The organism is Nocardia sp. NPDC050408, from assembly GCF_044458905.1.
Classification (GTDB): domain Bacteria; phylum Actinomycetota; class Actinomycetes; order Mycobacteriales; family Mycobacteriaceae; genus Nocardia.
The window spans coordinates 511097-535514 of the sequence record NZ_JBITIL010000005.1; the positions used below are offsets into that span (position 1 = coordinate 511097).

Consider the following 24418-nt stretch of genomic DNA (forward strand, 5'->3'; position numbering starts at 1 on the left):
ACGAACTTCGGACTAGGAGACCAAGGTGAGCGAGACTGCGACAGCGGTAGAAGTTCTGGAGAAACCAACGAGTTCGGCGCGCTGGTGGGCCCTGGGGGTGATCGCATTGGCCCAGCTCATGGTGGTTCTCGACGCCACCATCGTGACCATTTCGCTGCCCTTCGCCCAGCAGGATCTCGACATCAGCGACGGCAATCGGCAGTGGATGCTGACCGCCTACACGCTGATCTTCGGCGGCCTGTTGCTACTCGGCGGGCGGATGGCCGACTACCTGGGGCGGCGTCGGATCTTCATCGTCGGCCTGGTCGGCTTCGCCGGGGCATCCGCGGTGGCGGGTCTGGCGCAGAACGGCGCGGAGCTGTTCGCCGGACGAGCACTGCAGGGTGCGTTCGCGGCGCTGCTCGCGCCCGCGGCGCTGTCACTGCTCTCGGTGACCTTCACCGAGGCCAAGGAGCGCGCGACCGCGTTCGGCGTCTTCGCCGGTATTTCCGCGGGTGGTGCCGCACTCGGCCTGATCGCCGGAGGCGCGCTGACCGAATACGCCTCGTGGCGCTGGTGCCTGCTGGTGAACACCCCGATCGCCCTGCTCGCGCTGCTCGGTGCGCTGGCATTCGTGGTGAAGGATGTGCCGACTCCGCGCACCGGCGGCTATGACGTGCCCGGCGCGGTCACCGTGACGCTCGGCCTGATCGCCATCGTGTACGGATTCAGCCGCGCCGCCGAGGACGGCTGGCTGGCCGGCAGCACCCTCGGGCTGCTGGTCATCGGCGTCGCCCTGCTGATCGCCTTCGTCGCCATCGAGCGTCGCTCGTCGAATCCGCTGCTGCCGTTGCATATTCCGGGTGAGATCAACCGCGGTGGCGCCTTCCTGGCCGCGCTGCTGATCCCGATCGCGATGTTCGCGATGTTCCTGTTCCTGAGCTACTACTTCCAGATCACGCTCGGTTACTCGTCGCTGAAGGCCGGTTTCGCCTTCCTGCCGTTCCCGGCTGGCATCGCGATCTCGGCCGGTGTCACCAGCGCGCTGCTGCCGAAGCTGGGGCCGCGCCCGCTGATGGTGGCCGGCGCTGTGCTCGGCGTGCTCGGTCTGGTGTGGCTGGCGCAGCTGAGCTACGGCGACAGCTACGCGGCCAGCGTGCTGCCGGCGCAGGTGCTGATCGCGCTCGGTATGGGCCCGCTGTTCGTCGGGATGCAGACCGTCGCGCTGCATCAGGTCGAGCAGGAGGACTCCGGTGTGGCCAGCGCGCTGTTGAATGCGGCACAGCAGGTCGGCGGCGCGGTGGGCACCGCACTGCTCACCACCATCTCGGTGCAGACGGCCAAGACCTTCGCGCAGAACAATCCGACGGTCGACAACCTGATGGCCCGCGCGTCGATCCACAGCTACGACGTGGCGTTCTATGTCGGCGCCGGATTCTTCCTCGCGGCAATTCCGGTGATCGCGTTGATGATTCGGGACAAGCCGGAAAATCTGATCGAGGGATCCGAGGAAGACGTACAGATTCCGGTCGCGGTCTGATCCTGAAATAGCGATGTCCGGGTATCCGTGGGGATGCCCGGACATCGCTATTTCGGCAGAGTGTCGGCACCGCCGACCTACTTGTCGGTAACTATTTCGGGCGGCTTCACATAGGGGGCTGCCCGCGCGGTGAGGTCAATGGCAGCAGTACGCTTGTCTTGTTTGCACCACATGTCTCGCCGACAACGCGGGACATATACGTTGTCTGTTGGAACAGCTGGGGTCCGCTCACAAGCGTGTTCGCCTGGCCGTGCAATAAGGGCACCATCCTAGGAGGACACGAAGATCCATGTCCAAGATCAAGGTTGAAGGCACCGTCGTCGAACTGGACGGCGACGAGATGACCCGGATCATCTGGCAGTTCATCAAGGACAAGCTGATCCACCCGTATCTCGATCTGAACCTCGAGTATTACGACCTCGGCATCGAATATCGGGACAAGACAGACGACCAGGTCACGATCGACGCCGCGAATGCGATCAAAGAGCACGGTGTCGGCGTCAAGTGCGCCACGATCACCCCGGATGAGGCCAGGGTCGAGGAATTCGGCCTGAAGAAGATGTGGCGCTCGCCCAACGGCACCATCCGCAACATCCTCGGCGGAACAATCTTCCGCGCGCCGATCATCATCTCGAATGTGCCGCGTCTGGTCCCCGGCTGGACCAAGCCCATCATCATCGGCCGTCACGCGTTCGGCGATCAGTACCGCGCCACCGACTTCAAGGTGTTCCAGGGCGGCACCGTCACCCTCACCTTCACCCCCGACGACGGCAGCGAGCCGATCGTGCACGAGGTCGTGAAGATGCCCGAGGACGGCGGCGTCGTGATGGGTATGTACAACTTCAAGAAGTCCATCGAGGACTTCGCGCGGGCTTCGTTCAACTACGGCCTGCAGCAGAACTACCCGGTCTACATGTCGACCAAGAACACCATCCTCAAGGCCTACGACGGCATGTTCAAGGACACCTTCCAGGAGGTGTTCGAAGCCGAGTTCAAGACCCAGTTCGACGCGGCGGGCCTCACCTACGAGCACCGCCTGATCGACGATATGGTCGCCTCCTCCATGAAGTGGGAGGGCGGCTACGTCTGGGCGTGCAAGAACTACGACGGCGACGTGCAGTCCGACACCGTGGCCCAGGGCTTCGGCTCGCTCGGCCTGATGACCTCGGTGCTGCTCACCCCGGACGGCCGGACCTGTGAGGCCGAGGCCGCGCACGGCACCGTCACCCGGCACTACCGCCAGCACCAGCAGGGCAAGCCGACTTCGACCAACCCGATCGCGTCGATCTTCGCCTGGACCCGAGGCCTCGAGCACCGCGGCAAGCTGGACAACACCCCCGAGGTGATCGGCTTCGCGCAGACACTCGAGGATGTCGTCATCAAGACCGTCGAGGGCGGCCAGATGACCAAGGACCTGGCGCTGCTCGTCGGCGGCGATCAGGGCTATCTGACCACCGAGGAGTTCCTCGGTGCGCTCGACGCCAACCTGGCCCGCGCCCTGCGCTGACAGGTTGACCGAATACCCGGCGCTGGGTACGAAAGCCAGCGCCGGGCGCGACATACGGGCACCCGCACCACACCGGTGGTACGGGTGCCCGCACTGTTTCGCGACCCATGTGTGACTGTCGTACCCGTCGTCGGCGTTGCGCAGGTCCGGGCATCCATGCGAAGTGGTCGGATCGCGATAGCTGGAGCGGGAATCGACGCGCGTTTGCTCGGGCGGTGCCCGGAATGGGCGGTATGCGGGCGGCGCAGTCGATTTCCTGACGCTGACGTGGGGGAACTCACGCCTGCCCGGGAAGCAGAAGGTATCGCCGGGCGGTTACATGAATACGTGACCGGTACCGTTGCCACGCAGACCCCAGTACCCGCCGATGCCGAGCGCACGGACTGGCATATTCCGGCGATGCTGGCGCTGGCCCTCGGTGGATTCGGAATCGGCACAACCGAATTCGTCACCATGGGTTTGCTGCCCGATATCGCGAGTGCCATGCGCGTATCCGAGCCGACGGCAGGTCATGCGGTATCGGCCTATGCGCTCGGCGTTGTCGTCGGCGCTCCGCTGATCGCCGCACTGGCCGCGCGGGTGCCGCGCAAACGTCTGCTGGTCGCCCTGATGGTGGCGTTCACCATCGGAAATGCTGCGACGGTTATCGCGCCCACATTCGAAACTCTGGTCATCGCACGGTTCGTTTCGGGCCTGCCGCACGGCGCTTACTTCGGTGTCGCCTCGCTGGCCGCTGCCACGTTGGCGCCAGTGGGGCAGCGCGCCAAGGCGATTGCCGCGGTTATGCTGGGATTGAGCGCCGCCAACGTTGTCGGCGTTCCCGGCGCGACCTGGCTGGGCCAGCATCTCGGCTGGCGCGATGCCTTCGTGGTGGTTGCGGTGATCGGTGTCGCCACCGTCGCGGCCCTGATCCGATTCGTGCCGGAACTGCACGGTATCCGGATCACCAACCCGATGACCGAACTCGGCGCACTGCGTCGCCCGCAGGTGCTGCTGACCCTGCTGGTCGGCGCGATCGGCTTCGGCGGCATGTTCGCCGTCTACACCTATATCACCACCACGCTGACCGACGTGGCCGGTCTGCGGCTCGGTCTGGTGCCGTTCGTGCTCATGCTCTTCGGGCTCGGGATGGTCGCGGGAAATATCGTCGGCGGCATTCTGGCCGATCGCGGCGTCGACCGGGCGATCTACGCTTCGATGATCGCCATGGTCGTCATCCTGGCGGTATTCGTTGCCGCCGCGCACAATCCGTACACGGCCGCCATCGGCGCCTTCTTGATCGGCGCATCGGGTGCGGCGCTCGCGCCCGGTCTGCAGACCCGGCTGATGGATGTCGCCGCCGACGCCCAGACCCTCGCCGCGGCGCTCAATCACGCGGCCCTCAATATCGCCAACGCGGCGGGCGCGTGGCTGGGCGGGCTCGTCATCGCGGCAGATCTCGGCTACACCGCGCCCGCTGCCCTCGGCGCGGGTCTGGCCGTGCTCGGCGTTCTGCTGTTCACGGTGACCGTATGGACCGCTCGCCGCTCAGTGGCTTAGGTGCTGGGTTCCAGCGCGACGACCGGAATCACCCGATCCGTCTTGGTCTCGTATTCGGCGAAGCCCGGCATAACCTCCACCATGGCCGCGTAGAGCCGATCGCGTTCCGGGCCTTCGGTGATCGGGGTGGCCGTCGCCTCGACGGTCTCGGTGCCGATCTCCAGCGTGACCTTCGGATTCGCCCGCAGATTGTGATACCAGTCCGGGTTATCGGGTGCGCCCGCTTTGGACGCGATGATCACCAGACGGTCGCCGTCGCGGATGTAGGCCGCGGGATTCGTGCGCGGCAGTCCGGTCTTCGCGCCGGTCGTAGTGAGCAGCAGCAGATCTTTGCCCTCGAACGGGCCGCCGACCTTGCCCGCATTCGCACGGAACTCCGCGATGATGTTCTGGTTCCAATCGTTGGCCATCTGCACTCCTCGGATCGAGAGATCGGGTCGAGGTAATCGTCGCCGATGGATGGTCCGCTCAGATCACCTTTTTGAAGAATCCGCGCAGGTCGGCGAGTAACAGGTCGGGGGTTTCGTGTGCGGCCCAGTGTCCGCCGCGGTCGTATTCGTGCCATTGCACGAGGTTGCGATGGTCGCGTTCGGCGAATTTGCGTGGCGGTTTGAAGTCGAAACCGAAGGAGGCCAGCCCGATCGGCACGCTGGTGGGCTTCGTCGCCTCGGTCGAGCGATGGTGTTCGAAGTAGAACCGGGCCGCGGGCGCCGAGGTATTGGTGAACCAGTAGATCGCCACATTGGTGAGCAATTCGTCGGTGCTCATCGCGTTCACCAGCGCCTGGCCGCTCCAGGCGAGTTGGCCGACCGGGGAATCCGATAGTGCGTGGCCGAGGGTCTGCGGCTGCGCTTGCTGGGCGGCATTGTGGACGGCGTGCGCGCGGAATTTCTGCCCGAAGTACACCAGGATGAGCTCGTATTCGCTGAGTCCGTCCAGCTCGCCGGGCTCGCGCCTGGGAAAGGAATAGAGCTGGGTCACGTGCACGCCGACGACTCGGTCCGGGGCGAGTCGGCCCAGCTCGGGTGCCACGATGGCGCCGCAGTCGTTGCCGTGCACACCGTAGAGGTCGTAGCCGAGGCGGTTCATCAGCTCGTCGAATGCCGCCGCCATGCGTGTCGGGCGCCAACCGGCGGTGTGGGTCGGTCCCGAGAAGGCGAAGCCGGGGTAGGACGGGATCACCACGTGGAAGGCGTCGCTCGGATCGCCGCCGTGTGCACGTGGATCGGTCAATTCGCCTACCAGGCCGAGGAATTCGGTGAACGAACTCGGCCAACCGTGCGCGAGTAGCAGCGGCATCGCGTCGGGCTCCGGCGAAGTGACGTGCACGAAATGAATAGTTTGCCCGTCGATTTCGGTCGTGTATTGCGGAAATGCATTGAGCCGCCGCTCTTGTGCGCGCCAGTCGAAACTGTCGCGCCAATATTCGTGCAGCGGGCGGACGAATGACAGCGGAACGCCGTACTCCCAGCCGGGCCGCACCGGCACGCCCGGGTACACCCGGCCCGCGATCTCCCGAGCGGGCAGTTCCGCGACGTACCGGGTGTGCGTCAGGCGGTATGCCAGGTCGTCCAGGTCGGCCTGCGGGATCGCGATTCGGAAGGGCTTGATCTCGGACACCGACTCAGCCTGCGAGAGTCGGACGGCCGGAACAACGCCGAATCCGACTGTCATTCGATTACTTTCGCTTATCGGCCGCCGCGCGCAATAGCCGGTCGACCAGCGTATCGACGTAATCGTCGGTGAGCGGGCCGGTGCCGAACAGGGTGCGGGTGTAGAGCGGGGCCAGGATGATGTCGACCACCTCCAGCACATCGGGTGTCTGTTCGCCGCGGGCGGTGGCTCGATCCAGCATGGCCTGGACCTGGTTCGCGCGTTCGCTGAGGAAGCGGTCGCGCGTCTGTTCGCCCGCCGTGCCGGTGTCGAGCAGCGCGAGAATCGTGCGCAGCAGCGCCAATCCGTCGGGTCCGCTGACATCGCGCGCTGCCTTGGCGGCGTAGGCGCGCAGATCGCCCTCGAGCGAACCGGTATTCGGTATCGCCGACTCGGTGCCGAGCCGATCGACGGTCACCTCCATGGCCAGCGCCTCGAGATTGCCCCAGCGCCGGTAGATGCTGGTATCGGCGACGCCGGCGCGCGCCGCGACATCGGCGACGGTGAAGTTGCCGTAGCCGCGTTCGGCGACCAGTTCGGTGACCGCCTGGTGTACCGCCGCGCGCACGCGGGCGCTGCGGCCTCCGGGACGGCGGGCGCGGGCTTGTTCATCCATGCCCCCATCTTAAAGCAGTCGAGACTTGCGTTTGTGTGCGGGCGGCCGCTATCGTGTGCTTAACGCCGCAACGAACTGCGTTTAGGAGCTGGCAATGGAACCGATCTTCTTTCCCGATAACCACTCGTTCTGGTACGAGACCCTGCGCATCTTCGGTCACATCGCTTATGGCGGAGCCGATTTCGGCGAAGTCGCGGTCACCGCCCAGCGGATCGTCCCCGACGATTACGACAGTTGGTACGACGAGTGGCTGGCCACCGCCGATCGGGTGGCGGGTGCGGCGCGCACGGCACATCGGGTGAGCGCCCGCGACGGCTTCCTGCGTGCGTCGAACTACTACCGCGCCGCGGAATTCTTCCTGCACGGCAATGCCGCCGACCCGCGTATCCGGCACGCCTACGACGCCTCGGTCGAATGCTTCCGCACCGCAGCCGAACTCGCGGACCAGGTGATCGAGCCCGTGCTGATTCCCTACGAGGACACCGCGCTGCCCGGGTACTTCTATCACGCCGACGACTCGGGTGAGCCGCGTCCAACGGTGGTGATGCACAACGGATTCGACGGCACGGTCGAGGAAATGCACCGCTTCGGCGCGGTCGCGGCCGTCGAGCGCGGCTACCACGTGCTCAGCTTCGATGGTCCGGGCCAGCCGGGCACCAGGCACCACCAGGGTCTGGCCTTCCGTCCGGACTGGGAGAACGTGGTCGGGCCCGTGCTCGACTATGTCGCTGCCCGGCCCGAGGTGGATGCCGACCGGATCGCCCTGTTCGGGGTCAGCATGGGCGGTGTCCTCGCGCCGCGCGCCGCCGCCTTCGATCAGCGGGTGGCCGCCCTGATCGCCGTCGACGGCATCTGACCTGCCCGAAGACGCTGCTCGAATTCACCGTCGAAGAGGGTGCCGACGCCCACTGCCAGTCCGGCGCGCAGCGTTTCGCATTCGCTCGCATTTACGACTGGCTCGACGACACCTTCGACCGGGCGTAACCCTTCCCCAACTGCTCGAGACTTTCAGGAGATCAACATGATCAACCGCATCGACCGCGCCATCGATATGACCGGTGACATCGTCAAAGGCATTGCCGCGCAACAGATGAACGTATCCACGCCGTGTCGGGAATGGGATCTGCGCGAACTGCTCAATCACTTGGTGGGCGGCATGAATATCTTTGCCGCTCAACTACAGGGCCTGACCCCGGTTCGCGACCACCACGACGACTGGCTCGACACCGACCCGCAGGGCGCCTACGCCGAGGCGGCCGTGCTCGACCGCGCGGCCTGGCATCGCCCCGACGCACTCGAGCAGAAGGTGCGTCTCGGCTTCGGCGAGGTGCCCGGCCCGATGGCGGCGGTGATCCACCTGACCGAACTCGTCGTGCATGGTGTCGATCTGGCGGTCGCCACCGGACAGGACGACTTGGTCGACGAGCAGCTGTGTGCGGAGATGCTGGCGATCATGCATGAGATGGGCATCGAAAACTTCCGCGTACCAGGGATGTTCGGTCCGGAGGTTGAGGCGCCCTGCGATGCTCCCGCGCACCGTCGGCTGCTCGCCTACGTTGGCCGAGCCTGAGGCCCGTGGCCCGTGGCCCGTGGCATCGTTGCGGCGGGCCTTTGCCATGCCGTCTGCCTTCGTCGCGTCACCGACTGTCTTCGGCGCGCCGCCATCAGCTCGGACGCGTCCGACCGCGGCGTCAGTTCTGCTCCAGTGGCCCCAGCTCACGAACAACGCTCGCCAGCGCGCGAATCTGCTGGGTTTCACCGCCGCTGCGCCAGACCAGCGCCCACCGGACCAGATGTGAATCGCTGATCGGCACGTAGCGAATACCAGGGCGGTTGTAGTAACGGGCGACATGGCTCATGCCCATGGTGAAGGCGCTGCGGGTGCTGGCGACCGTCAGGATGTCTTCCACCGTCGAGACGGTGCAAACGCGTTCGATGGGACGGCCCCGGGGTGTATAGAAGGGGCTGATGGCGTCCTCCCAGTAGTCGGGCATCGGCTTGCTCGGAGCGAGTACCCCGCGATCGCCGAAAACCTCCAGGGATAAATGCTTTTCGTCGGCAAGCTCGTGGTCGTCGCCCATCATCGCCACCATGGGTTCGGTGGAGATGATCGGCCCGACAGTCAGATCGGGTTCCTCGACCGGTAACCATGCGATGACCACGTCGGCCTCGCCACGTCGCAACGGGTCGAATTGTTCGATGAACTCGATATTGCGGATCTGTAGTTCCCACTGCGGGTGCCGAGTACGGAAAAGCTCCCAAAATGGCCGGTAGTCATACGAATTGAAGCCGATCATGGCGATGCGAAGAATCCGGGCCGCCCCCTGTGCGGTCGAGCGTGCGTTCTGGATCGCTTGCGTCAGCTCGTGGTATGCCGGGCGCAAGTCGCTGAGCAACTGCTTGCCCAGTGCGGTGAGCTGGATATTGCGCGGGTTGCCGCGGTCGATGAGACGTCCACCGATACGTCGTTCCTGATTCTTGATCGACTGGCTGATCCGAGCTTGGGAAAGATACATCCGTTCCGCGGTCCGCCCGAAGTGCAACTCCTCGGCCAGCGCCAGAAAGATTTCGATATCTCTCAGTTCCATCGTGGTGCTCCTGATTGGTTACGCCAGCCAATCAGACCATTTTTCGACAGAACGCGCTGCTAAGGTTAGCGTTCGAAGTCTGGCGATGAACATACAGATCTGTATGTAAGTGTAGAATCGCCGGAATGACCAGGTCCGAAGCGCCCAAGCGCCGCACGCAGGAGCAGCGCAGTAGTGAGATGCGCACGCGATTGCTCGATGCCACCATCGACTGCCTGGTCGAATACGGGTATGCGGGGACGACGACGCCGCGGGTCGCCGAGCTGGCCGGGGTCACCCGTGGGGCCCAGGTGCACCATTTCGGGTCCAAGACCGATCTGGTGGTCGCTGCGATCAGTCATCTGGCGCAGTTGCGTGCGGAGACCGCGATGCGGGAGATGTCCAAGGTTCAGGGCGGCGGCGATCCGGTCGGGGCGGCCTTGGACTTCCTCTGGGAGCTACATCAGGGGCCACTGTTCATCGCCACCGCTGAGCTGTGGGTGGCGGGTCGGACTGATCCGGTTCTCGCCTCGGCCATGGAGAAGGTCGAGCCGTTCGTCAATAATGCCGTGCTGATGGCGGTCGCTCGATTCGTCCCGGATGAGATGCGGCGCAAGGAAGCTCGCGATTTCGTCTACACCGCAATGGATGCGCTGCGCGGAATTTTGGTCTCCAACTTTATCGATCCGGATTCGGAACGGGCACACCGGCGTTGGCGGCGGGCGTCGGTGCATCTGCGAGAGATCGCGAGCGCCGCACTGGCCGCGCGTCCGATGCTGGGTGCCGCCGAATAGCTAACGGCCATCGGGCTTTTCGACCCGGCTGCCTGCCGACATCTCAGTGTTGGCGGCAATACGTGCGCCCCTGCTTGTTGGTTGAGAGCCTCAGTGATGTACCTGGTTCCGGCCCTCCGGGTCCGGGCGCCGCCGAGGCGATCATGTCCGGCCGCTCGAACTCCATTTCGTGCGTGATCGCACCGAAGGGTGCGCGCAGTAGGGGCGGGCGAGCGGCATCCGGCGTTGATCATCTGCTTGGTTCCGGCGTCCGAATGTCCGGCGCGCTGCTGGCTGCGGCGTCCGCCCGTCACCTATGGCGTAGATCGCCGAGCGCGTCAACTATCTGCGCTTCATGCCCCAGCACGCCGGAAGGCTTGCCGTTGCCCTTGGTGGATGGCGCGATGCGCGCTACCCGCGGCATGGCGCTCCCGATCGCCCTGAGCTGGTAGTTCTCGTATTTCGCGGTATGGAATTCCTTGTGCCCTTGCAGATTTACATACAGCTCTGTATGTTTGTTTCTGTTCGATCCGGACGCTATCGATCAATGTGGGCTGTCGTCTACGGCGCATGGTCACCCCGGGTCAGGTACTACGTGAGGAGTTCGATGGCGAACAAGGTCTACGTCGTTGGCGTCGGCATGACGAAGTTCGAAAAGCCGGGCCGCCGTAAGAACGAGGACGGCAGCGCGTGGGACTACCCGGATATGGCGCGGGAATCGGGGACCAAGGCGCTCGCCGATGCCGGGATCGACTATCGCGAAGTCGAGCAGGCTTACGTCGGTTATGTCTACGGCGAATCCACCTCCGGGCAGCGCGCGGTCTACGAACTGGGGATGACCGGCATTCCGGTGGTCAACGTCAATAACAACTGCTCGACCGGATCCACGGCACTTTATCTTGCGGCACAGGCGATTCGGGGCGGTCTGGCCGATTGCACGCTGGCATTGGGTTTCGAGAAGATGCAGCCGGGCTCGCTCGGTTCAACCTGGGACGATCGCGAACAGCCGATGGCCAAGCACGTCATGGCGCTCGCGGAGATCTCCGAGGTGCTTTTCCCGGTGGCGCCGTGGATGTTCGGCGCGGCCGGGCGCGAGCATATGAAGCAATACGGCACCACCGCGGAGCATTTCGCGAAGATCGGCTACAAGAATCACAAGCATTCGGTGAACAACCCGTATTCGCAGTTCCAGGACGCGTATTCGCTCGATGACATCCTGGCCTCGCGGATGATCTACGACCCGCTCACCAAGCTGCAATGTTCGCCGACCTCGGATGGTTCGGGTGCGGTCGTGCTGGCCAGCGAGGAATTCGTGAATTCGCACGACCTCGCGGCGCAGGCGGTGGAGATCGTCGGCCAGGCGATGACCACCGACTTCGCCTCCACCTTCGACAACACCGCTAAGAACCTCATCGGCTACGACATGAATGTCCAAGCCGCGCAACAGGTGTACCAGCAGGCCGGCCTCGGTCCGGAGGACTTTCAGGTCATCGAGCTGCACGACTGCTTCTCCGCCAACGAACTGCTGCTCTATGAGGCCCTCGGGCTCTGTGGCGAAGGCGAGGCCGGAAAGCTCATCGACGACAACCAGACCACCTACGGCGGCAAGTGGGTGGTGAACCCCTCCGGCGGACTGATCTCCAAGGGGCATCCCTTGGGTGCAACAGGTTTGGCGCAATGCTCCGAACTCACCTGGCAGCTGCGCGGGACCGCGGACAAGCGCCAGGTCGACAACGTCACCGCCGCGTTGCAGCACAATATCGGCCTCGGCGGCGCCGCTGTCGTCACGGCCTACCAGCGGGCCGATCGCTGACCGCTCTGCTTCGCGAAAGCCTCGATGCAGCAACGATATTCATTCGACAAGGAGTAACTCATGGGCCATATCGAAGCCACCAAGGACGTCAACGCCACCCCCGACGCGCTCTGGGCGGTCGTCTCCGATCCGCAGACCTGGGACAAGTGGTTCACCATCCACGAGCGCTTCATGGAGGAGCCGCCCGCCACCTTGGCCGAGGGGGCCAAGCTGGTCGCGAAGATCGTCATGCTCGGCATGGCGAACAAGCTGGAATGGACCGTTGTCGCGGTCGAGCAGCCGAACAAGCTCACCCTCGGCGGCACCGGAATGGCCGGAGTGAAGACCGAATTCACCTTCGATATCCAGCCCAAGGGCGATGGCGGCAGCACCGTCCTGGTCTCGGGGGACTTCGAGGGCGCGCTGATCAAGGGCGCACTCGGGAAGGCGGTCGAGAAGGACGGTCTCAAGCAGCTGGACCGGTCGCTCGAACAGCTCGACGCTCTTGCCTCGGCCTGAGAAGGAGCCGGCAATGAAAACGGAGGCCGCTGTGGCCCGGCCAGTGGAATTCGACGACAGCGGGCTCGAAACCTGGTGTGACGATGAACATTTCGAGGTCACGAAGGAACGGATCGCCGAATACGCCGCCGCAACCAATGATCCGATCGAGGCGCATCTGGCGGGCAAGGTGGCCTCGCCGATCTTCGGCATCGTCCCGGTGTTCGAGGCCATGATGATGCCGGTGATCGATGTCGCGCCGATGGACATCTTCGGCCGAGTCATGCACGGGGAGCAGGATTTCCACTTCTACCGCGCGATCCTGCCGGGGGACCGGCTGGTCTCGCGGGCGAAGGCGATCGGCTACGCCAGCCGTTCGAATGGCAGCACCATCACCATTCTCATCGAATGCTGCACCGAGGCAGGGGAATTGGTGAACGAGCAGTACCTGACGGCCTTCTTCCGCAATATCGAGGCGGGCAAGACGGTCGGTGTCGCCGCACCGGCGCACAAATTCGACGAGAAACTGCGGGCACATGATCCGGTCGCGGTGGTGCCGCAGCATGTCGATCTCGATCAGACCTACCGCTATTCGCCCGCTTCCGGTGATCCGGTGCCGCTGCATCTGGATGAGCAGGTCGCGAAGGATGCGGGTCTGCCCGGGATCATCGCGCACGGACTGTGCACCATGGCCTTCGCATCGTGGGCCGTGCTGACCGAGGTCGCGGGCTCGGATGTCCACCGGCTGAAGCGATTTGCCGTTCGATTCGCCAAGATGGTCTTCCCCGGTGACGACCTGGAGACCCGGATCTGGAAGGTCGGCTCGGCCGACGGCGTCACCATCTACGCCTTCGAAACGGTCCGTGGCGAGGACGTCGTACTGAGCGACGGCCTCGCGGAGATCGCCGATTAGCCACATGTCCCCGGCGAGAGCCGCGACATTCATTTCGCCACGGGATACCGGGGCAGAGGACAGGAGTCGACGCACATGGGTGCACTGGAAGGAAAAGTCGCCGTTATTACAGGCGCGGGCCGTGGTATCGGCCGCGAGCACGCGCTGCTGTTCGCTCGCGAGGGCGCCAATATCGTGGTCAATGACCTGGGCGGCAGCAACTCCGGCGAGGGTACCGATGTCGGTCCCGCGCAGGAGGTCGCCGATGAGATCGTCGCGGCCGGCGGCAAGGCCGTCGCGAACACCGAGAACATCGCGACCTGGGACGGCGCGAAGAAGCTCGTCGATCAGGCGGTTTCGGAGTTCGGCGGCCTGGATATCGTGATCAACAACGCGGGCATTCTGCGCGACGCCTTCATCGCGGGCATGGACGAGGCACAGTGGGACGCGGTCGTTGCCGTACACCTGAAAGGCCACGCGGCCGTGCTGCATCACGCCGCGGCGTTCTGGAAGGACCAGAGCAAGGCTGGCAACCAGCCAAATGCGGCGGTCGTCAACACCGCATCGGCATCAGGTATCACGGTGCCGAATGCCGGTCAGAGCAACTACGGCGCCGCCAAGGCGGGGATCGCGGCGCTGACCCTGGTCGCGGCCGAGGAACTGGCGCGCTACGGCGTGCGGGTCAATGCCATCGCGCCGATCGCGCGTACCCGCCTCACCCTGGCCACTCCAGGCATGGGCGCGATGATGGCCGCCGAGGCCGAGGCGGCCGAGGAAGAGGGCGGTTTCGACGCCTTCAGTCCGGCCAATATCTCCCCGTTGGTCGCATACTTGGCTTCCGATAAGTGTGCGATCACCGGCAAGGTGTTCGCGGTACAGGGCGGTGCCATTTCCGAACTCGCCGGTTGGCACGACGTGAAGACGATCGAGGCCGAGGGCCCCTGGCTCATCGACGACATCGCCGCTCGGCTGCCCTGAGCTGACGCACCCCGTCGGCTTCGCCGACTGCCACCCCCTGGTTAGGAGAGCAACGATGTTCGAATGGTCCGAAACCGATGTGATGATCCGCGACGCTGTGCGGACCTTCATCGACAAGGAGATACGTCCGCACCTCGACGCGCTCGACAGCGGTGAGATGACGCCGTACCCGATCATCCGGAAGCTGTTCAGCGAGTTCGGAATCGACGCCATGGGTGGTGAGGCGATCGAGAAGTTGCTCGCCAAGCAGAAGGCTCGTGCGGCGGCCATCGCGGCCGGGGAGCCGAAGCCGGAGAAGAAGGAAAAGGTTTCCGGCGGTGGCCCGTTCAGCGGCCAGGAGTCGCTGATGGCCGTGCTGATCGCCGAATTGTCGGGCGTCTGCATGGGTTTGGTGACCGCGATGGGCGTGTCCATCGGCCTCGGTGCGACCACCATCATGTCGCGGGGCACCCTGGCCCAGAAGGAGCGCTGGCTCGCCGACATCGTGACCATGAAAAAGGTTGCGGCATGGGCGATTACCGAGCCGGACTCGGGTTCGGATGCGTTCGGCGGCATGAAGACCTACGTCAGGCGCGACGGCGAGGACTACATCCTCAACGGTCAGAAGACCTTCATCACGAATGGTCCGTTCGCCGATGTGATGATCGTCTACGCGAAGCTCGACGAGGGCGATGGCGGCGACAAGCGCGAGCGTAAGGTGCTCACCTTCGTGCTCGACAAGGGTATGGACGGCCTCACCCAGGGCAAGCCGTTCAAGAAGATGGGCCTGCACGCTTCGCCGACCGGTGAACTGTTCTTCGACAATGTGCGCTTGGGTCGTGACCGGCTGCTCGGTGAGACCGAGGAGCACAAGGGCGGCGACGGCCGGGAGAGTGCCCGCTCCAGCTTTACCGCCGAACGCATCGGTGTCGGTTTCATGGCGCTGGGCATCATCAACGAATGTCACCGGCTGTGCCTGGACTACGCCAAGAGCCGCAAGCTGTGGGGCCAGGAGATCGGCCGCTTCCAGCTGGTGCAGCTCAAGCTGGCCAAGATGGAGATCGCCCGAATCAATGTGCAGAACATGGTCTTCAACACCCTCGAGCGCGGCAAGGCCGGTAAACCGCCGAACCTCGCCGAGGCCTCGGCCATGAAGCTCTACGCGTCCGAGGCCGCCACCGAGGTAGCCATGGACGCGGTCCAACTCTTCGGCGGTAACGGTTACATGACCGAATATCGAGTGGAACAACTCGCCCGTGATGCGAAGTCCCTGATGATCTACGCGGGCAGCAATGAAATCCAGGTCACCCACATAGCCAAGGGTCTGCTCGCCCAGTAGCGCGAACTTTGCCGTCGGCACAGCACATGCCGAACGGCACGTGTTCAGACCGCGCGCAAGTGTGTGCGGCTGGCGTAGATATGTTCGGCTATCAGGGTCGCGATGCGGTCCGGAGCTTCTAGCATGGGGACGTGCCCGACACCGTTGACCAGGATGCGGTCGGCGGAGTCGGGCAGTTCCTGCAGGAAGCGGCGGGCGTATACGCGGTTGGGGATGATTCGGTCGTATTCGGCCATCAGCAGGCGCACCGGGGTCGGAAGGTTGGACAGGTCTTCCAGGGCGGGAGCGCGCACGGTGCCGAGGATCAACGGGATCATGACGTCGCAATGCAGAGCGGCGGTGATCACGGCTGCGATATCGCGGCGCGAGACGGCGGCGGCGTTCTTGCTGAGCAGCAGAAGTGCGAAGCGTTGCGCGATCGGATTGTTGATCGCGAGCCCGCCGAGCCGCTTACCCACCTGGACGATCGGCACCAGCGACAGGAACTTCGCCCCGACGCGGAACTGGATGAGCGAGGGCGACTGCCAGCCGCCCGCCGGTGCGATCGCGGTCAGGGTGCGGGCCCGGCCGCGTCGGGCCAGTTCGAAGCCGACCCAGGCGCCGAGCGAATTGCCCGCGATATGGCAGGTACGCCAACCGAGTTCGTCGAGTTGATCCTCGATCCGGTCGGCGAGGGCATGGACATCGGTCGACCAGCCGTCGATCGATTCACCACCCCAGTGGCCGGCGAAGGCGGGGGCGAATACCTCGCAATGCGCGGAAAGCCGCAGCGCAACCTGTTCCCAACAGTGCGGCGAAAGCATGAACCCGTGCAGCAGCAGAACCGGATCACCGGAGCCGATATGCAGCGCTTTGATGGGGGCGGGAGAGTTGGTGGTGCCTGACTTCATCGTCATTCACCCCTTCCTGGACTGCGATGTCCCGGGGGAGTTCGTCTGACCAGCATTGTACGGTCGTCTGGTGCCTTATATCATCTCGTCGATCAATGTGAACGGGGTCCGTGCGGCGACGGGCAAAACGGGCAAGGGGATGCTCGAGTGGCTGGCGGTCACCGAAGCCGACATCATCTGCCTGCAGGAAACCCGGGCAACCGATGAGCAGACCCGCGCCGCGCTCGCGCCCGCACTGGATGCGGGCTGGTATCTGACGCATGCGGAACCGGGAGCGAAGGGACGCGCCGGAGTCGGCATCCTGTCTCGTCGCGAACCGCGTGCCGTGCGCATCGGACTCGGGTGCTGGCAGGACCGAACCTGGCATCCCAGCGCCGAATTCGCCGGTACCGGACGCTATGTCGAGGCCGAATTCGATGAATTGACCGTGGCCAGCGTGTACGTGCATACCGGCGAGGCCGATACGCCGATGCAGGACGAAAAGTACCGCTTCCTCGACGAGATCGGCGCCCATATGCGTGCCCAGACCAGCGATTTCGTGATCTGCGGCGACTGGAATGTCGCGCATACCGAACTCGATATCAAGAACTGGAAGGGCAACCTGAAGAACTCCGGCTTCCTGCCGCAGGAGCGGGCCTGGATCGACGGCATGCTCGCCGCCGGATACGTGGACGTGGTGCGCAACCTGCATCTCGGCGTCGCGGGCCCGTACAGCTGGTGGTCCTATCGCGGCCGCGCCTATGACAACGACGCGGGCTGGCGCATCGACTACCACCTGGCACGTGGCGAGGTGGCTGGACGGGCGAAGCAGGCCGTGGTCGAGCGCGCCGCCACCTATGCCGAGCGCTGGTCCGACCACGCGCCCGTCACGGTGCAATACCGATAAGGTTCGCGATATGGCAGCGCTGGAGATCGGGATCGCATGAATATTTCCTCGAAGCGGGTTCGCGCCTTCGCCGCGCTGGGTGTGGCCCTGCTGGCCTTGGTGATCGCACTGCTCGCTTCGCGTGGTGGCGGGGACAGCAAGCCGAACGGGGCATCGGTCACCTCGACCACGCGCAGCGTCAGCGTGGCTGTTCCGGCGCGCGGCCCGGATGTCACCACCACATCCACAGTGCGAGCCCCCGGCGTGCCGGATCGCGCCTATGCGACCCTGGCCGAAATCGACGCGGGCCGCTGGCCGGATTCGGCGAACGCGTCCGGAACCAAGGGCGGTGACCGTTGGATGAACCGCGGCGGCACGCTGCCCGCCAAGGATTCGGCGGGTAAAGCCGTCACCTACCAGGAATGGGATGTGAACCCGAAGCAGCCCAACCGTTCCCGCGATGCCGAACGCATCGTCACCGGCAGCGATGGTTCGGCCTGGTACACCGGTGACCACTACGAAACCTTCACGAGGATGCGCTGATGACAGTTCCGTTATCGCAGTTCCTTGCCCGCCCCGAGGCCCGGCGGTCCACCGACGCCGCGGCTTCGGCGCCGTCCTCGGTGGTGGGTGCCCTTCCCGTCGACGCGCCGACGCTCAGCGGCGTGCGCTACGACGCACCCGTCGACTACGCGGTACGCGAACTGCGGGGGCCCAAAATGCGCACCACCGCAGGCGTTTTCGACGAATTCGCGCCCGCCTTTCAATTCCCGTACTACTTCGGCGCGAATAAGGACGCCTTCGACGAATGTCTGCGCGATCTCGACGATTTCGTCGGCCCCGCCGCCGGGTATGTTGCCGTGATCCGCGATTCGGCCGAGCTACTGATCGATGAACTGGAAGAACGCGCATGGTTCATCGAAGCCATGCGCGAGGCCGCCGAATACTGGTCCACCAAGGGCCTGGCCTTCCGGGTCGTGCTCCAAGGCGAACCATCCGACCCGGAAATCGTCCGCCTGAGCCCGTAGCGCCGAGCACAGTCGAATGCTGGCTGTCGGTCTCGCGGGGAACAACCATTCATGCCGGTCTGGCTCAGGTGAGGCGGCTGGCGAGGTCATCGGCGAGGAGTACGAAGACGTCGGTGGTGTGATCGATCAGTTCTTGGCGGGTGAGCGGGAGGTCGTTCTGTAGCCAGGCGGTGAGGGTCTGGACCAGGCCGCCGACCAGGTAGGTGGCGCGAAAGTCGATGGTGGGATCGGGATTCGGGTCGGTAATGCCGTAGAAGTCGATGCCCTCGGCGGCGACGATGCGGGCGAATACCCGCACCGTCTGGTTCGTGCGGGCGCGCAGTTCCGGCGTCGCCATGCCCGCGACCAGTGCGACGTGCGCCTTGCGCGGATCGTCGGTGAGCAGATGAATGCCTGCCGAGATCGCGGCATGCGCCTTGGCTCGGGTATCGGACAGTGCGGTCTGCAACGCACCGATGATCGCCCCGGCCAGTTCCTCCGCGATCCGATCGATGAGTGCGGCCAGCACCGCATCGCGGCTGTCGAAGCTTTCGTAGTAGTAGCGCTCATTGAGTCCAGCCTGTGCGCACAGCCCGGAGACGGTGAGCTTGGCGATGCCCTGGGTGCCGATGATCTCCAGTGCGGCATCGAGCAGTGTCGTGCGTCGCTGGGCGCGGCGTTCATCGGCGGAGACGCCGCCGTAGGCACGTTTCGTCGGGCCGCTCATCGCCACACCGGAGTCGTTTCATGATGCTTGCTCGCTCGTCGCCCGACCGGATTCACTGCGCGATGCAGGTCCGCCGGTTGCCCGACCACGCCCCCTGACGGAATCGTTCCGCGATGCAGTCCGGTTGATTGGGTGACCACCGCCCCCACGGAATCGCTTCGCGATGCACTCATACCGCGATTCTGGCATGGCTGTGGTTCCGGTCGACCGGATCGTGGTAGCCGAGCACGACAGCAATCTGGCATGGGATATTGCCAGATTATGAAATCTGGTGGATTCTGTTGTCAGATGCTGTGCATCCCGATGCCAGGGATGGCGGGGCAAACGCGCCCCACGGCACGCGCTCAACGAGGAGGCAGCGATGTCCGAGCCCGGCTACTTCGCCGAACATTCGATGGCCCGACGCGTCATGAGCAAACGCGCGGTTGGCCTCACCTACGGTCAGCGTGCCCTGGTGATCGGCGCGGTCAATCCGCTGCTCTACGTCGGAACCGCCGAGAACACCGAGCATCGGATGACCCCGTACACGCGACTCGCGTTAACCGGCAAGCTCTTCGAGGCCGTCTTCCTCGGCAGTAAGGATGAGGCGGATCGCGCGCTCGCCTTCACCACCAAGAAGCATGTGAAGGTCGTCGGCGAACTGCCCGAGGACGCGGGCCCGCACCATCCGGCGGGCACCGGCTACTCCGCATTCGACCCGCATCTGATGTACATGACCATGGCCTTCGCCTTCGACTCGGCCGAAGTAATGCACGATCTGCTGGTCCGCCCGCTCACCGACGGCGAACGTGAGGGTCTTTACCAGGACTACGTCCGCTGGGGCGAGCTGTTCGGCATGCCGCGCGAGGCCGCGCCCGGCAGCTACCCGCTGTTCCGGAAATCCTTCGACGACTACCTCGCCTCGGACGAGTTGTTCCTCACCGATGAGGCACGGTTGGTCGGTTCGTATCTGGCCGGTCAGCGCATGCCCTATCGGCAGCGCGGGCCGATCCGCCAGGTCGTCGACGCGTTCTACCTGCTGGTGCAGGGCAGTCTGCCGCCGCGCATCCGCGATATGTACGGGATGCGCTGGGGGCTTCCCGAGCAACTCGCCTTCCGAGCGCTCGCCCAGGGCGTGCGCACCGCGCATATCGCACCGCCGCTGCTGCCGCCGGTGCTGCGCGGGACGCTGGCCGGTCCGAGCGCGCCGGTCTACAGACTGTTGTCCAAGCGGGAACGCGAACTGCACAGCACCGGCCGCCCGAGCATGCCCGGTGTCGACCCACGCAACTGGGCGGCGCGACATTCCGCGTGACCGCGGCGTGAGTGGCGGGCCTGGGGGTGGTAGCGGAGTGTGGCCATGGAGGGATCCGCGCAGGTCGCTGGTCGAATACAGCGGCGTGAGTGGCGGGCCTGGAGGTGGTAGCGGAGTGTGGCCATGGAGGGGCCCGTGCAGGTCGCTGGTCGAACACTGCGGCGTGAGTGGCGGGCCTGGAGGTGGTAGCGGAGTGTGGCCATGGAGGGACTCGTGCAGGTCGCTGGTCGAACACTGCGGCGTGAGTGGCGGGCCTGGAGGTGGTAGCGGAGTGTGGCCATGGAGGGACCCGCACAGGTCGCTGGTCGAACACTGCGGCGTGAGCGACGGGCCTGGAGGTGGTAGCGGAGCGTAGCCACGGAGGGACCCGCGCACGCCGCTGAGCGAACACCGCATGCGAAGATCGGGATATGTCCAGTCCTGCTCAGACGAACCCGGCCGCTGAACGTAAACAGCGGGTGCTGTCCGGGATCCAGCCCACCAGCGCGTCCTTCCATCTCGGCAACTACCTTGGGGCGCTGCAGTACTGGGTGACCATGCAGGACGACTACGACGCGCTCTACTTCATCCCGGATATGCACGCGATCACCGTGTCGCAGGATCCGAAGGAACTGCGCCGGCGCACCAAGGCCGCGGCCGCGCAGCTGCTCGCGCTCGGCATCGACCCCAAGCGCTCCACCCTGTTCGTGCAGAGCCAGGTGCCCGAGCATGCCGAGCTGACCTGGGTGCTCAGCTGCATCACCGGGTTCGGCGAGGCCAGCCGGATGACCCAGTTCAAGGACAAGTCGGTCAAACAGGGCGCGGAGAACGCCAGCGTCGGACTGTTCACCTATCCGGTCCTGATGGCCGCGGACATCCTGCTCTACCGTGCGCATCAGGTGCCGGTCGGCGAGGATCAGCGCCAGCATCTGGAGCTGACCCGAAATCTGGCCCAGCGCTTCAACACTCGGTTCAAGAAGACCTTCGTGGTGCCGGAGGCGCATATCGTCAAGGGCACCGCGAAGATCTACGACCTGCAGGATCCGACCTCGAAGATGAGCAAATCGGCCTCCACCGACGCCGGTCTGATCAGCCTGCTCGACGATCCGAAGATCACCGCCAAGAAGATTCGCTCCGCCGTCACCGATACCGAGCGCGAAATCCGCTACGAACCGGAAACCAAGGCGGGCGTCAGCAACCTGCTGGTGATCCTGAGTTCGCTCAGCGGCACACCGATCGTCACGCTGGAACGCGACTATGCCGGTAAGGGCTACGGCGATCTGAAATCCGATGTCGCCGACGCGCTGGTCGAATTTGTCACCCCGCTGCGGGCGAAAGTGGAAGAGTATTTATCAGATCAGGGTGAACTCGACCGCATCCTCGACGCAGGTGCCGAGCGAGCGCGCGAGATTGCCGGCAACACTCTGGCGCAGGTTTACGACCGGGTGGGGTTTTTGGCTCGCTAGCTGGGGAATACCGCTAGCGACCGCTCGTCGACCAGCACCGCGCGCGGTCTCTGTTGAAGGGGCGTGACAGATGCAGGTGATCGACAACATCAAGGCGGCGCTCGAACGGCGGATCCAGTCGCGGCCATGGCTGGATCATCTGATTCGCGCGGGCGGAAATTATCAACGGCAACGCGGTGATTACTACGCGGCCGGGATCACGTATTTCACGGTGCTGTCGCTGTTTCCGATGTTGATGGTCGCCTTCGCGATCGCGGGCTCCGTGCTGTCGGGCGACCCGGAAATGCTCACCGAAGTGCGGAACAAGATCATCGAGAACATTCCGGGATCACTCGGCGGCCAACTCAATGATCTGATCGATCAGGCCGTCCGATCGCGCGGCACGGTCGGTACGCTCGGTCTGCTCGTCGGTGTCTACACCGGACTCGGCTGGATGGCGAATCTGCGGGCAGCACTGACCGAACAATGGGAACAGAAGACCCCGGAAGGCAATTGGTTCCTCAGCAAGCTCTCCGACCTCGGCGCGCTGATCGGTCTCGGTCTGGCCTTCGTGGTCTCGATCGGCCTGTCCACGCTGGCGTCGAGCACCCTCGGCGCGCGACTGCTGAAGACGTTCCGCCTGTCGGAGTTGCCCGGTGCGCGGCTGATCCTGGTCCTCATTTCGATACTGCTCGGCTTCCTCGCTTCGTGGGCGGTGTTCGTCTGGGTGATCGCACGCCTGCCCCGCGAGCCGGTCACCCTGCGAAGTGCCGCCCGAGCCGCGGCGATCGCCGCAGTGGTCTTCGAAATCTTCAAATACGTCGCATCGTTCTACCTGCAGATGGTGCTGCACAGCCCCGCGGGCGCGGTATTCGGATCGATCATCGGCCTGATGGTGTTCAGCTACACGACCTATCGCATCATCCTGTTCGCAACCGCCTGGGCCGCAACGGCATCGGAAAACGAGATCGAAGCCGAAATCCCCCCACCCGCCCCCGCCGTAATCAAGCCCCGCATGAGCCCGGCCGCTCTCTCCATGGGCACCGGCGCGGCCTACTTCGGCGTGGGTGCCCTTGCGGCGCTGGTGCTTTCGGGTTTGCGCCGCCGCTGAACCCCTCTCGGTTCCCGCGCACCAATTCGCGCGCCGCGCATGGTTTTGCCCCGCGATTTCGTGCGCGGCGTGAGAAACCGTGCGCGGGAGCACCAGGTGAATGGCTCGTCGGCGAACACCTCACGAGACGATCCCGCAGCCGCATCGCCAGCGTATTCATCGGGAACGCCGCGCGTGCTAACGCCGCCGTCTTGCGCGGGGGTCGCGGGTAAATCCTTCGGCCGCAACGACATTCGTATCAGCTCCTACCACCCACAGAGATAGGACATGCGTCCGAACACCTAACAGCAACGGCCGCATCAACGATCACCGAGCAATCTAGTTGCTCGCTGAAAGGCTGTCAGGCCATACGTATAGAGTGCCGCCCGAAACTCGTTGGTGACCGTTTGGAGGAGTTCCGATGGCGAGAACCACCCCGCCTCGGCCGGTTGATATCGCGTCGGTGTTCCCAGAGCTGGTTCCGTTGGCGCGGCAGGCAGTCCGCTTGCACCCCCGTCCTGGCCAGCCGACTGTTCACGGGAGTTCCATCGGTGGTCCGCTCCTGTGGCCTGCCGACGAGCAATGGCCGGTCTGTGCGAAAGAACATGACCACGGGGAGCTTCCCGTCTCCCTTGCTGATGTCCGCCGATACCGGGCACTACTGGAAGCGGCGTGGCTTCGTCCTTGCGCGCCCGGCGAGGCGTTCCTCGATTCCGAAGAGTCGGCATACCTCGCCGAACTCGAAGCAGGCCATCCTGCTCACACCGAGCCGAATGCGCTGCTCCCAGTCGCTCAGCTCTACCTTCGCGACATACCTGGGCTAGCCGGCCCCGAAGGAACGGACCTCCTGCAAGTGCTGTGGTGCCCCATCGATCACGAAGAGGGACTTCCCGCGGCCCACCTCGTCTGGCGAGACTCCAGCACGGTCAACCAGCTGCTCACCGACCCGCCAGAGCCCGCCGATGTCGAGCACTACGGAAACTACGTTCCCGAGCCGTGCATCCTGCATCCCGAGGTCGTGTGCGAGTACCCAGCACCGCACGAGTTGCCGAAGGAACTCGCGCAGCGCCTGTACGACTGGGGGCACAGGCAATGGCCCGAGGAGGATCCGGAGGAGTTGAACCCCGGCTCCGCCTACTACCAGTACGAGCACGCCGTCGCTCCGGGGTGGAAGGTCGGCGGTTGGGGACCGTGGAGCTTCTGTGACCCGTGGCCAATGAACTGCGAAATCTGCAACGCCAAGTACCAGCCGCTGCTCACCATCAGTTCTGGAGAATGGGACGGAGGAAGTGGTAGCTGGATCCCTCTCGAAGACCGCGAGGCCCCTTCGGGCCCCATCGGGCTGCGCAAGCCGTCGGATCCACCGATGGTGACGATCGGCCGCGGCTACAACATGCAGATCTACATCTGCCCCACGTCCTTCGACCACCCGCACCTCGAAAACATGCAGTGAACTCGGCTGGAGACTT

The 24418-nt window shown here is 64.7% G+C and carries 24 protein-coding genes; 18 read left to right on the forward strand and 6 right to left on the reverse strand.

What is annotated here, in order from left to right; all coding sequences use genetic code 11:
- Window positions 1-25 precede the first annotated feature (25 nt).
- From ACIBJI_RS18740 to ACIBJI_RS18750, 3 genes are all read left to right on the forward strand, one after another.
- Window positions 26-1519, forward strand: a complete 1494-nt coding sequence (locus tag ACIBJI_RS18740; protein ID WP_397085010.1) for an MFS transporter — start codon at window positions 26-28, stop codon at window positions 1517-1519.
- 289 nt (window positions 1520-1808) lie between these two features.
- The gene (locus ACIBJI_RS18745; RefSeq protein ID WP_364346381.1) at window positions 1809-3026 is read left to right on the forward strand and encodes an NADP-dependent isocitrate dehydrogenase; all 1218 of its coding nucleotides are present in this window, start codon (window positions 1809-1811) and stop codon (window positions 3024-3026) included.
- Window positions 3027-3425: 399 nt separating this feature from the next.
- Window positions 3426-4565 carry an MFS transporter gene (locus ACIBJI_RS18750; protein WP_396957618.1) on the forward strand — a complete coding sequence of 380 codons (1140 nt, stop codon included), beginning with the start codon at window positions 3426-3428 and terminating at the stop codon, window positions 4563-4565.
- Here the strand turns inward: ACIBJI_RS18750 and ACIBJI_RS18755 are convergent.
- From ACIBJI_RS18755 to ACIBJI_RS18765, 3 genes are read right to left on the reverse strand one after another with little or no spacing between them, the layout of a single operon-like run.
- Window positions 4562-4975 carry a nitroreductase family deazaflavin-dependent oxidoreductase gene (locus ACIBJI_RS18755; RefSeq protein WP_364346383.1) on the reverse strand — a complete coding sequence of 138 codons (414 nt, stop codon included), beginning with the start codon at window positions 4973-4975 and terminating at the stop codon, window positions 4562-4564. The two genes, ACIBJI_RS18750 and ACIBJI_RS18755, sit on opposite strands and share 4 nt — an antisense overlap.
- Window positions 4976-5033: 58 nt before the next feature.
- Complete coding sequence (locus ACIBJI_RS18760) at window positions 5034-6185, reverse strand: epoxide hydrolase family protein (RefSeq protein ID WP_397085012.1); 1152 nt, start codon at window positions 6183-6185, stop codon at window positions 5034-5036.
- Window positions 6186-6243: 58 nt separating this feature from the next.
- A complete protein-coding gene (locus ACIBJI_RS18765; RefSeq protein ID WP_364346387.1) occupies window positions 6244-6834 on the reverse strand; it encodes a TetR/AcrR family transcriptional regulator in 591 nt (196 codons plus the stop codon).
- A 94-nt stretch (window positions 6835-6928) separates the two neighbouring features.
- Between ACIBJI_RS18765 and ACIBJI_RS18770 the strand changes: the two genes are divergently transcribed.
- On the forward strand, window positions 6929-7690 hold the full coding sequence (locus ACIBJI_RS18770) for an alpha/beta fold hydrolase (protein WP_397085014.1): 762 nt from the start codon (window positions 6929-6931) through the stop codon (window positions 7688-7690).
- A gap of 165 nt (window positions 7691-7855) precedes the next feature.
- A complete protein-coding gene (locus ACIBJI_RS18775) occupies window positions 7856-8404 on the forward strand; it encodes a TIGR03086 family metal-binding protein (protein WP_397085016.1) in 549 nt (182 codons plus the stop codon).
- A gap of 121 nt (window positions 8405-8525) precedes the next feature.
- On the opposite strand, the gene ACIBJI_RS18780 is transcribed toward ACIBJI_RS18775, so the two are convergent.
- Window positions 8526-9422: a LysR family transcriptional regulator gene (locus ACIBJI_RS18780; RefSeq protein WP_396957498.1), complete on the reverse strand. Its 897-nt coding sequence runs from the start codon at window positions 9420-9422 to the stop codon at window positions 8526-8528.
- A 125-nt stretch (window positions 9423-9547) separates the two neighbouring features.
- On the opposite strand from ACIBJI_RS18780, the gene ACIBJI_RS18785 reads away from it, so the two are divergent.
- From ACIBJI_RS18785 to ACIBJI_RS18810, 6 genes are all read left to right on the forward strand, one after another.
- The gene (locus ACIBJI_RS18785) at window positions 9548-10195 is read left to right on the forward strand and encodes a helix-turn-helix domain-containing protein (protein ID WP_364346397.1); all 648 of its coding nucleotides are present in this window, start codon (window positions 9548-9550) and stop codon (window positions 10193-10195) included.
- Between the two features lie 586 nt (window positions 10196-10781).
- Window positions 10782-11987 carry a lipid-transfer protein gene (locus ACIBJI_RS18790; RefSeq protein WP_397085018.1) on the forward strand — a complete coding sequence of 402 codons (1206 nt, stop codon included), beginning with the start codon at window positions 10782-10784 and terminating at the stop codon, window positions 11985-11987.
- Between the two features lie 60 nt (window positions 11988-12047).
- Complete coding sequence (locus tag ACIBJI_RS18795; protein WP_364346403.1) at window positions 12048-12485, forward strand: SRPBCC family protein; 438 nt, start codon at window positions 12048-12050, stop codon at window positions 12483-12485.
- A 13-nt stretch (window positions 12486-12498) separates the two neighbouring features.
- Entirely contained in the window at window positions 12499-13377 is an 879-nt protein-coding gene (locus ACIBJI_RS18800; protein ID WP_396957500.1) for a MaoC/PaaZ C-terminal domain-containing protein, read from the forward strand.
- Window positions 13378-13452: 75 nt separating this feature from the next.
- Window positions 13453-14334, forward strand: a complete 882-nt coding sequence (locus tag ACIBJI_RS18805) for an SDR family oxidoreductase (RefSeq protein ID WP_364346407.1) — start codon at window positions 13453-13455, stop codon at window positions 14332-14334.
- Between the two features lie 55 nt (window positions 14335-14389).
- On the forward strand, window positions 14390-15652 hold the full coding sequence (locus tag ACIBJI_RS18810) for an acyl-CoA dehydrogenase family protein (RefSeq protein ID WP_364346409.1): 1263 nt from the start codon (window positions 14390-14392) through the stop codon (window positions 15650-15652).
- 44 nt (window positions 15653-15696) lie between these two features.
- Here the strand turns inward: ACIBJI_RS18810 and ACIBJI_RS18815 are convergent, their stop codons facing one another.
- The gene (locus tag ACIBJI_RS18815; protein ID WP_364346411.1) at window positions 15697-16548 is read right to left on the reverse strand and encodes an alpha/beta hydrolase; all 852 of its coding nucleotides are present in this window, start codon (window positions 16546-16548) and stop codon (window positions 15697-15699) included.
- Window positions 16549-16612: 64 nt separating this feature from the next.
- On the opposite strand from ACIBJI_RS18815, the gene ACIBJI_RS18820 reads away from it, so the two are divergent.
- The 3 genes from ACIBJI_RS18820 to ACIBJI_RS18830 are packed head-to-tail and all read left to right on the forward strand — an operon-like array spanning window position 16613 to window position 18435.
- A complete protein-coding gene (locus ACIBJI_RS18820) occupies window positions 16613-17428 on the forward strand; it encodes an exodeoxyribonuclease III (RefSeq protein ID WP_364346413.1) in 816 nt (271 codons plus the stop codon).
- Window positions 17429-17464: 36 nt separating this feature from the next.
- Window positions 17465-17950, forward strand: a complete 486-nt coding sequence (locus ACIBJI_RS18825) for a ribonuclease domain-containing protein (protein WP_364346416.1) — start codon at window positions 17465-17467, stop codon at window positions 17948-17950.
- The gene (locus ACIBJI_RS18830) at window positions 17950-18435 is read left to right on the forward strand and encodes a barstar family protein (RefSeq protein WP_364346418.1); all 486 of its coding nucleotides are present in this window, start codon (window positions 17950-17952) and stop codon (window positions 18433-18435) included. Before ACIBJI_RS18825 ends, ACIBJI_RS18830 begins: the two co-directional genes overlap by 1 nt.
- A 64-nt stretch (window positions 18436-18499) precedes the next feature.
- Here the strand turns inward: ACIBJI_RS18830 and ACIBJI_RS18835 are convergent, their stop codons facing one another.
- A complete protein-coding gene (locus ACIBJI_RS18835) occupies window positions 18500-19141 on the reverse strand; it encodes a TetR/AcrR family transcriptional regulator (protein WP_397085019.1) in 642 nt (213 codons plus the stop codon).
- A 361-nt stretch (window positions 19142-19502) separates the two neighbouring features.
- Here ACIBJI_RS18835 and ACIBJI_RS18840 point away from each other — a divergent pair, with 361 nt between their 5' ends.
- The 4 genes from ACIBJI_RS18840 to ACIBJI_RS18855 all read left to right on the forward strand — a co-directional run bounded on the left by ACIBJI_RS18840 (window position 19503) and on the right by ACIBJI_RS18855 (window position 24402).
- Window positions 19503-20435 carry an oxygenase MpaB family protein gene (locus tag ACIBJI_RS18840; RefSeq protein WP_396957501.1) on the forward strand — a complete coding sequence of 311 codons (933 nt, stop codon included), beginning with the start codon at window positions 19503-19505 and terminating at the stop codon, window positions 20433-20435.
- 410 nt (window positions 20436-20845) lie between these two features.
- Entirely contained in the window at window positions 20846-21880 is a 1035-nt protein-coding gene (gene trpS, locus ACIBJI_RS18845; protein ID WP_396957502.1) for a tryptophan--tRNA ligase, read from the forward strand.
- A 70-nt stretch (window positions 21881-21950) separates the two neighbouring features.
- Window positions 21951-22970: an inner membrane protein YhjD gene (gene yhjD, locus ACIBJI_RS18850; protein ID WP_397085021.1), complete on the forward strand. Its 1020-nt coding sequence runs from the start codon at window positions 21951-21953 to the stop codon at window positions 22968-22970.
- Window positions 22971-23370: 400 nt separating this feature from the next.
- On the forward strand, window positions 23371-24402 hold the full coding sequence (locus ACIBJI_RS18855; RefSeq protein ID WP_397085023.1) for a hypothetical protein: 1032 nt from the start codon (window positions 23371-23373) through the stop codon (window positions 24400-24402).
- Window positions 24403-24418 lie beyond the last annotated feature (16 nt).

Excerpts from the sequence above, each read along its gene's own strand:
- ACIBJI_RS18810 (WP_364346409.1), top strand. The coding sequence starts at position 14,390 with ATGTTCGAATGGTCCGAAACCGATGTGATGATCCGCGACGCTGTGCGG.
- yhjD (WP_397085021.1), top strand. The coding sequence starts at position 21,951 with ATGCAGGTGATCGACAACATCAAGGCGGCGCTCGAACGGCGGATCCAG.
- ACIBJI_RS18765 (WP_364346387.1), bottom strand. The coding sequence starts at position 6,834 with ATGGATGAACAAGCCCGCGCCCGCCGTCCCGGAGGCCGCAGCGCCCGC.
- ACIBJI_RS18780 (WP_396957498.1), bottom strand. The coding sequence starts at position 9,422 with ATGGAACTGAGAGATATCGAAATCTTTCTGGCGCTGGCCGAGGAGTTG.
- ACIBJI_RS18790 (WP_397085018.1), top strand. The coding sequence starts at position 10,782 with ATGGCGAACAAGGTCTACGTCGTTGGCGTCGGCATGACGAAGTTCGAA.
- ACIBJI_RS18750 (WP_396957618.1), top strand. The coding sequence starts at position 3,426 with ATGCTGGCGCTGGCCCTCGGTGGATTCGGAATCGGCACAACCGAATTC.
- ACIBJI_RS18805 (WP_364346407.1), top strand. The coding sequence starts at position 13,453 with ATGGGTGCACTGGAAGGAAAAGTCGCCGTTATTACAGGCGCGGGCCGT.
- ACIBJI_RS18815 (WP_364346411.1), bottom strand. The coding sequence starts at position 16,548 with ATGACGATGAAGTCAGGCACCACCAACTCTCCCGCCCCCATCAAAGCG.
- ACIBJI_RS18755 (WP_364346383.1), bottom strand. The coding sequence starts at position 4,975 with ATGGCCAACGATTGGAACCAGAACATCATCGCGGAGTTCCGTGCGAAT.
- ACIBJI_RS18800 (WP_396957500.1), top strand. The coding sequence starts at position 12,499 with ATGAAAACGGAGGCCGCTGTGGCCCGGCCAGTGGAATTCGACGACAGC.
- ACIBJI_RS18775 (WP_397085016.1), top strand. The coding sequence starts at position 7,856 with ATGATCAACCGCATCGACCGCGCCATCGATATGACCGGTGACATCGTC.
- ACIBJI_RS18855 (WP_397085023.1), top strand. The coding sequence starts at position 23,371 with ATGGCGAGAACCACCCCGCCTCGGCCGGTTGATATCGCGTCGGTGTTC.
- ACIBJI_RS18830 (WP_364346418.1), top strand. The coding sequence starts at position 17,950 with ATGACAGTTCCGTTATCGCAGTTCCTTGCCCGCCCCGAGGCCCGGCGG.
- ACIBJI_RS18825 (WP_364346416.1), top strand. The coding sequence starts at position 17,465 with ATGAATATTTCCTCGAAGCGGGTTCGCGCCTTCGCCGCGCTGGGTGTG.
- ACIBJI_RS18835 (WP_397085019.1), bottom strand. The coding sequence starts at position 19,141 with ATGAGCGGCCCGACGAAACGTGCCTACGGCGGCGTCTCCGCCGATGAA.
- ACIBJI_RS18795 (WP_364346403.1), top strand. The coding sequence starts at position 12,048 with ATGGGCCATATCGAAGCCACCAAGGACGTCAACGCCACCCCCGACGCG.
- ACIBJI_RS18770 (WP_397085014.1), top strand. The coding sequence starts at position 6,929 with ATGGAACCGATCTTCTTTCCCGATAACCACTCGTTCTGGTACGAGACC.
- trpS (WP_396957502.1), top strand. The coding sequence starts at position 20,846 with ATGTCCAGTCCTGCTCAGACGAACCCGGCCGCTGAACGTAAACAGCGG.
- ACIBJI_RS18785 (WP_364346397.1), top strand. The coding sequence starts at position 9,548 with ATGACCAGGTCCGAAGCGCCCAAGCGCCGCACGCAGGAGCAGCGCAGT.
- ACIBJI_RS18840 (WP_396957501.1), top strand. The coding sequence starts at position 19,503 with ATGTCCGAGCCCGGCTACTTCGCCGAACATTCGATGGCCCGACGCGTC.
- ACIBJI_RS18745 (WP_364346381.1), top strand. The coding sequence starts at position 1,809 with ATGTCCAAGATCAAGGTTGAAGGCACCGTCGTCGAACTGGACGGCGAC.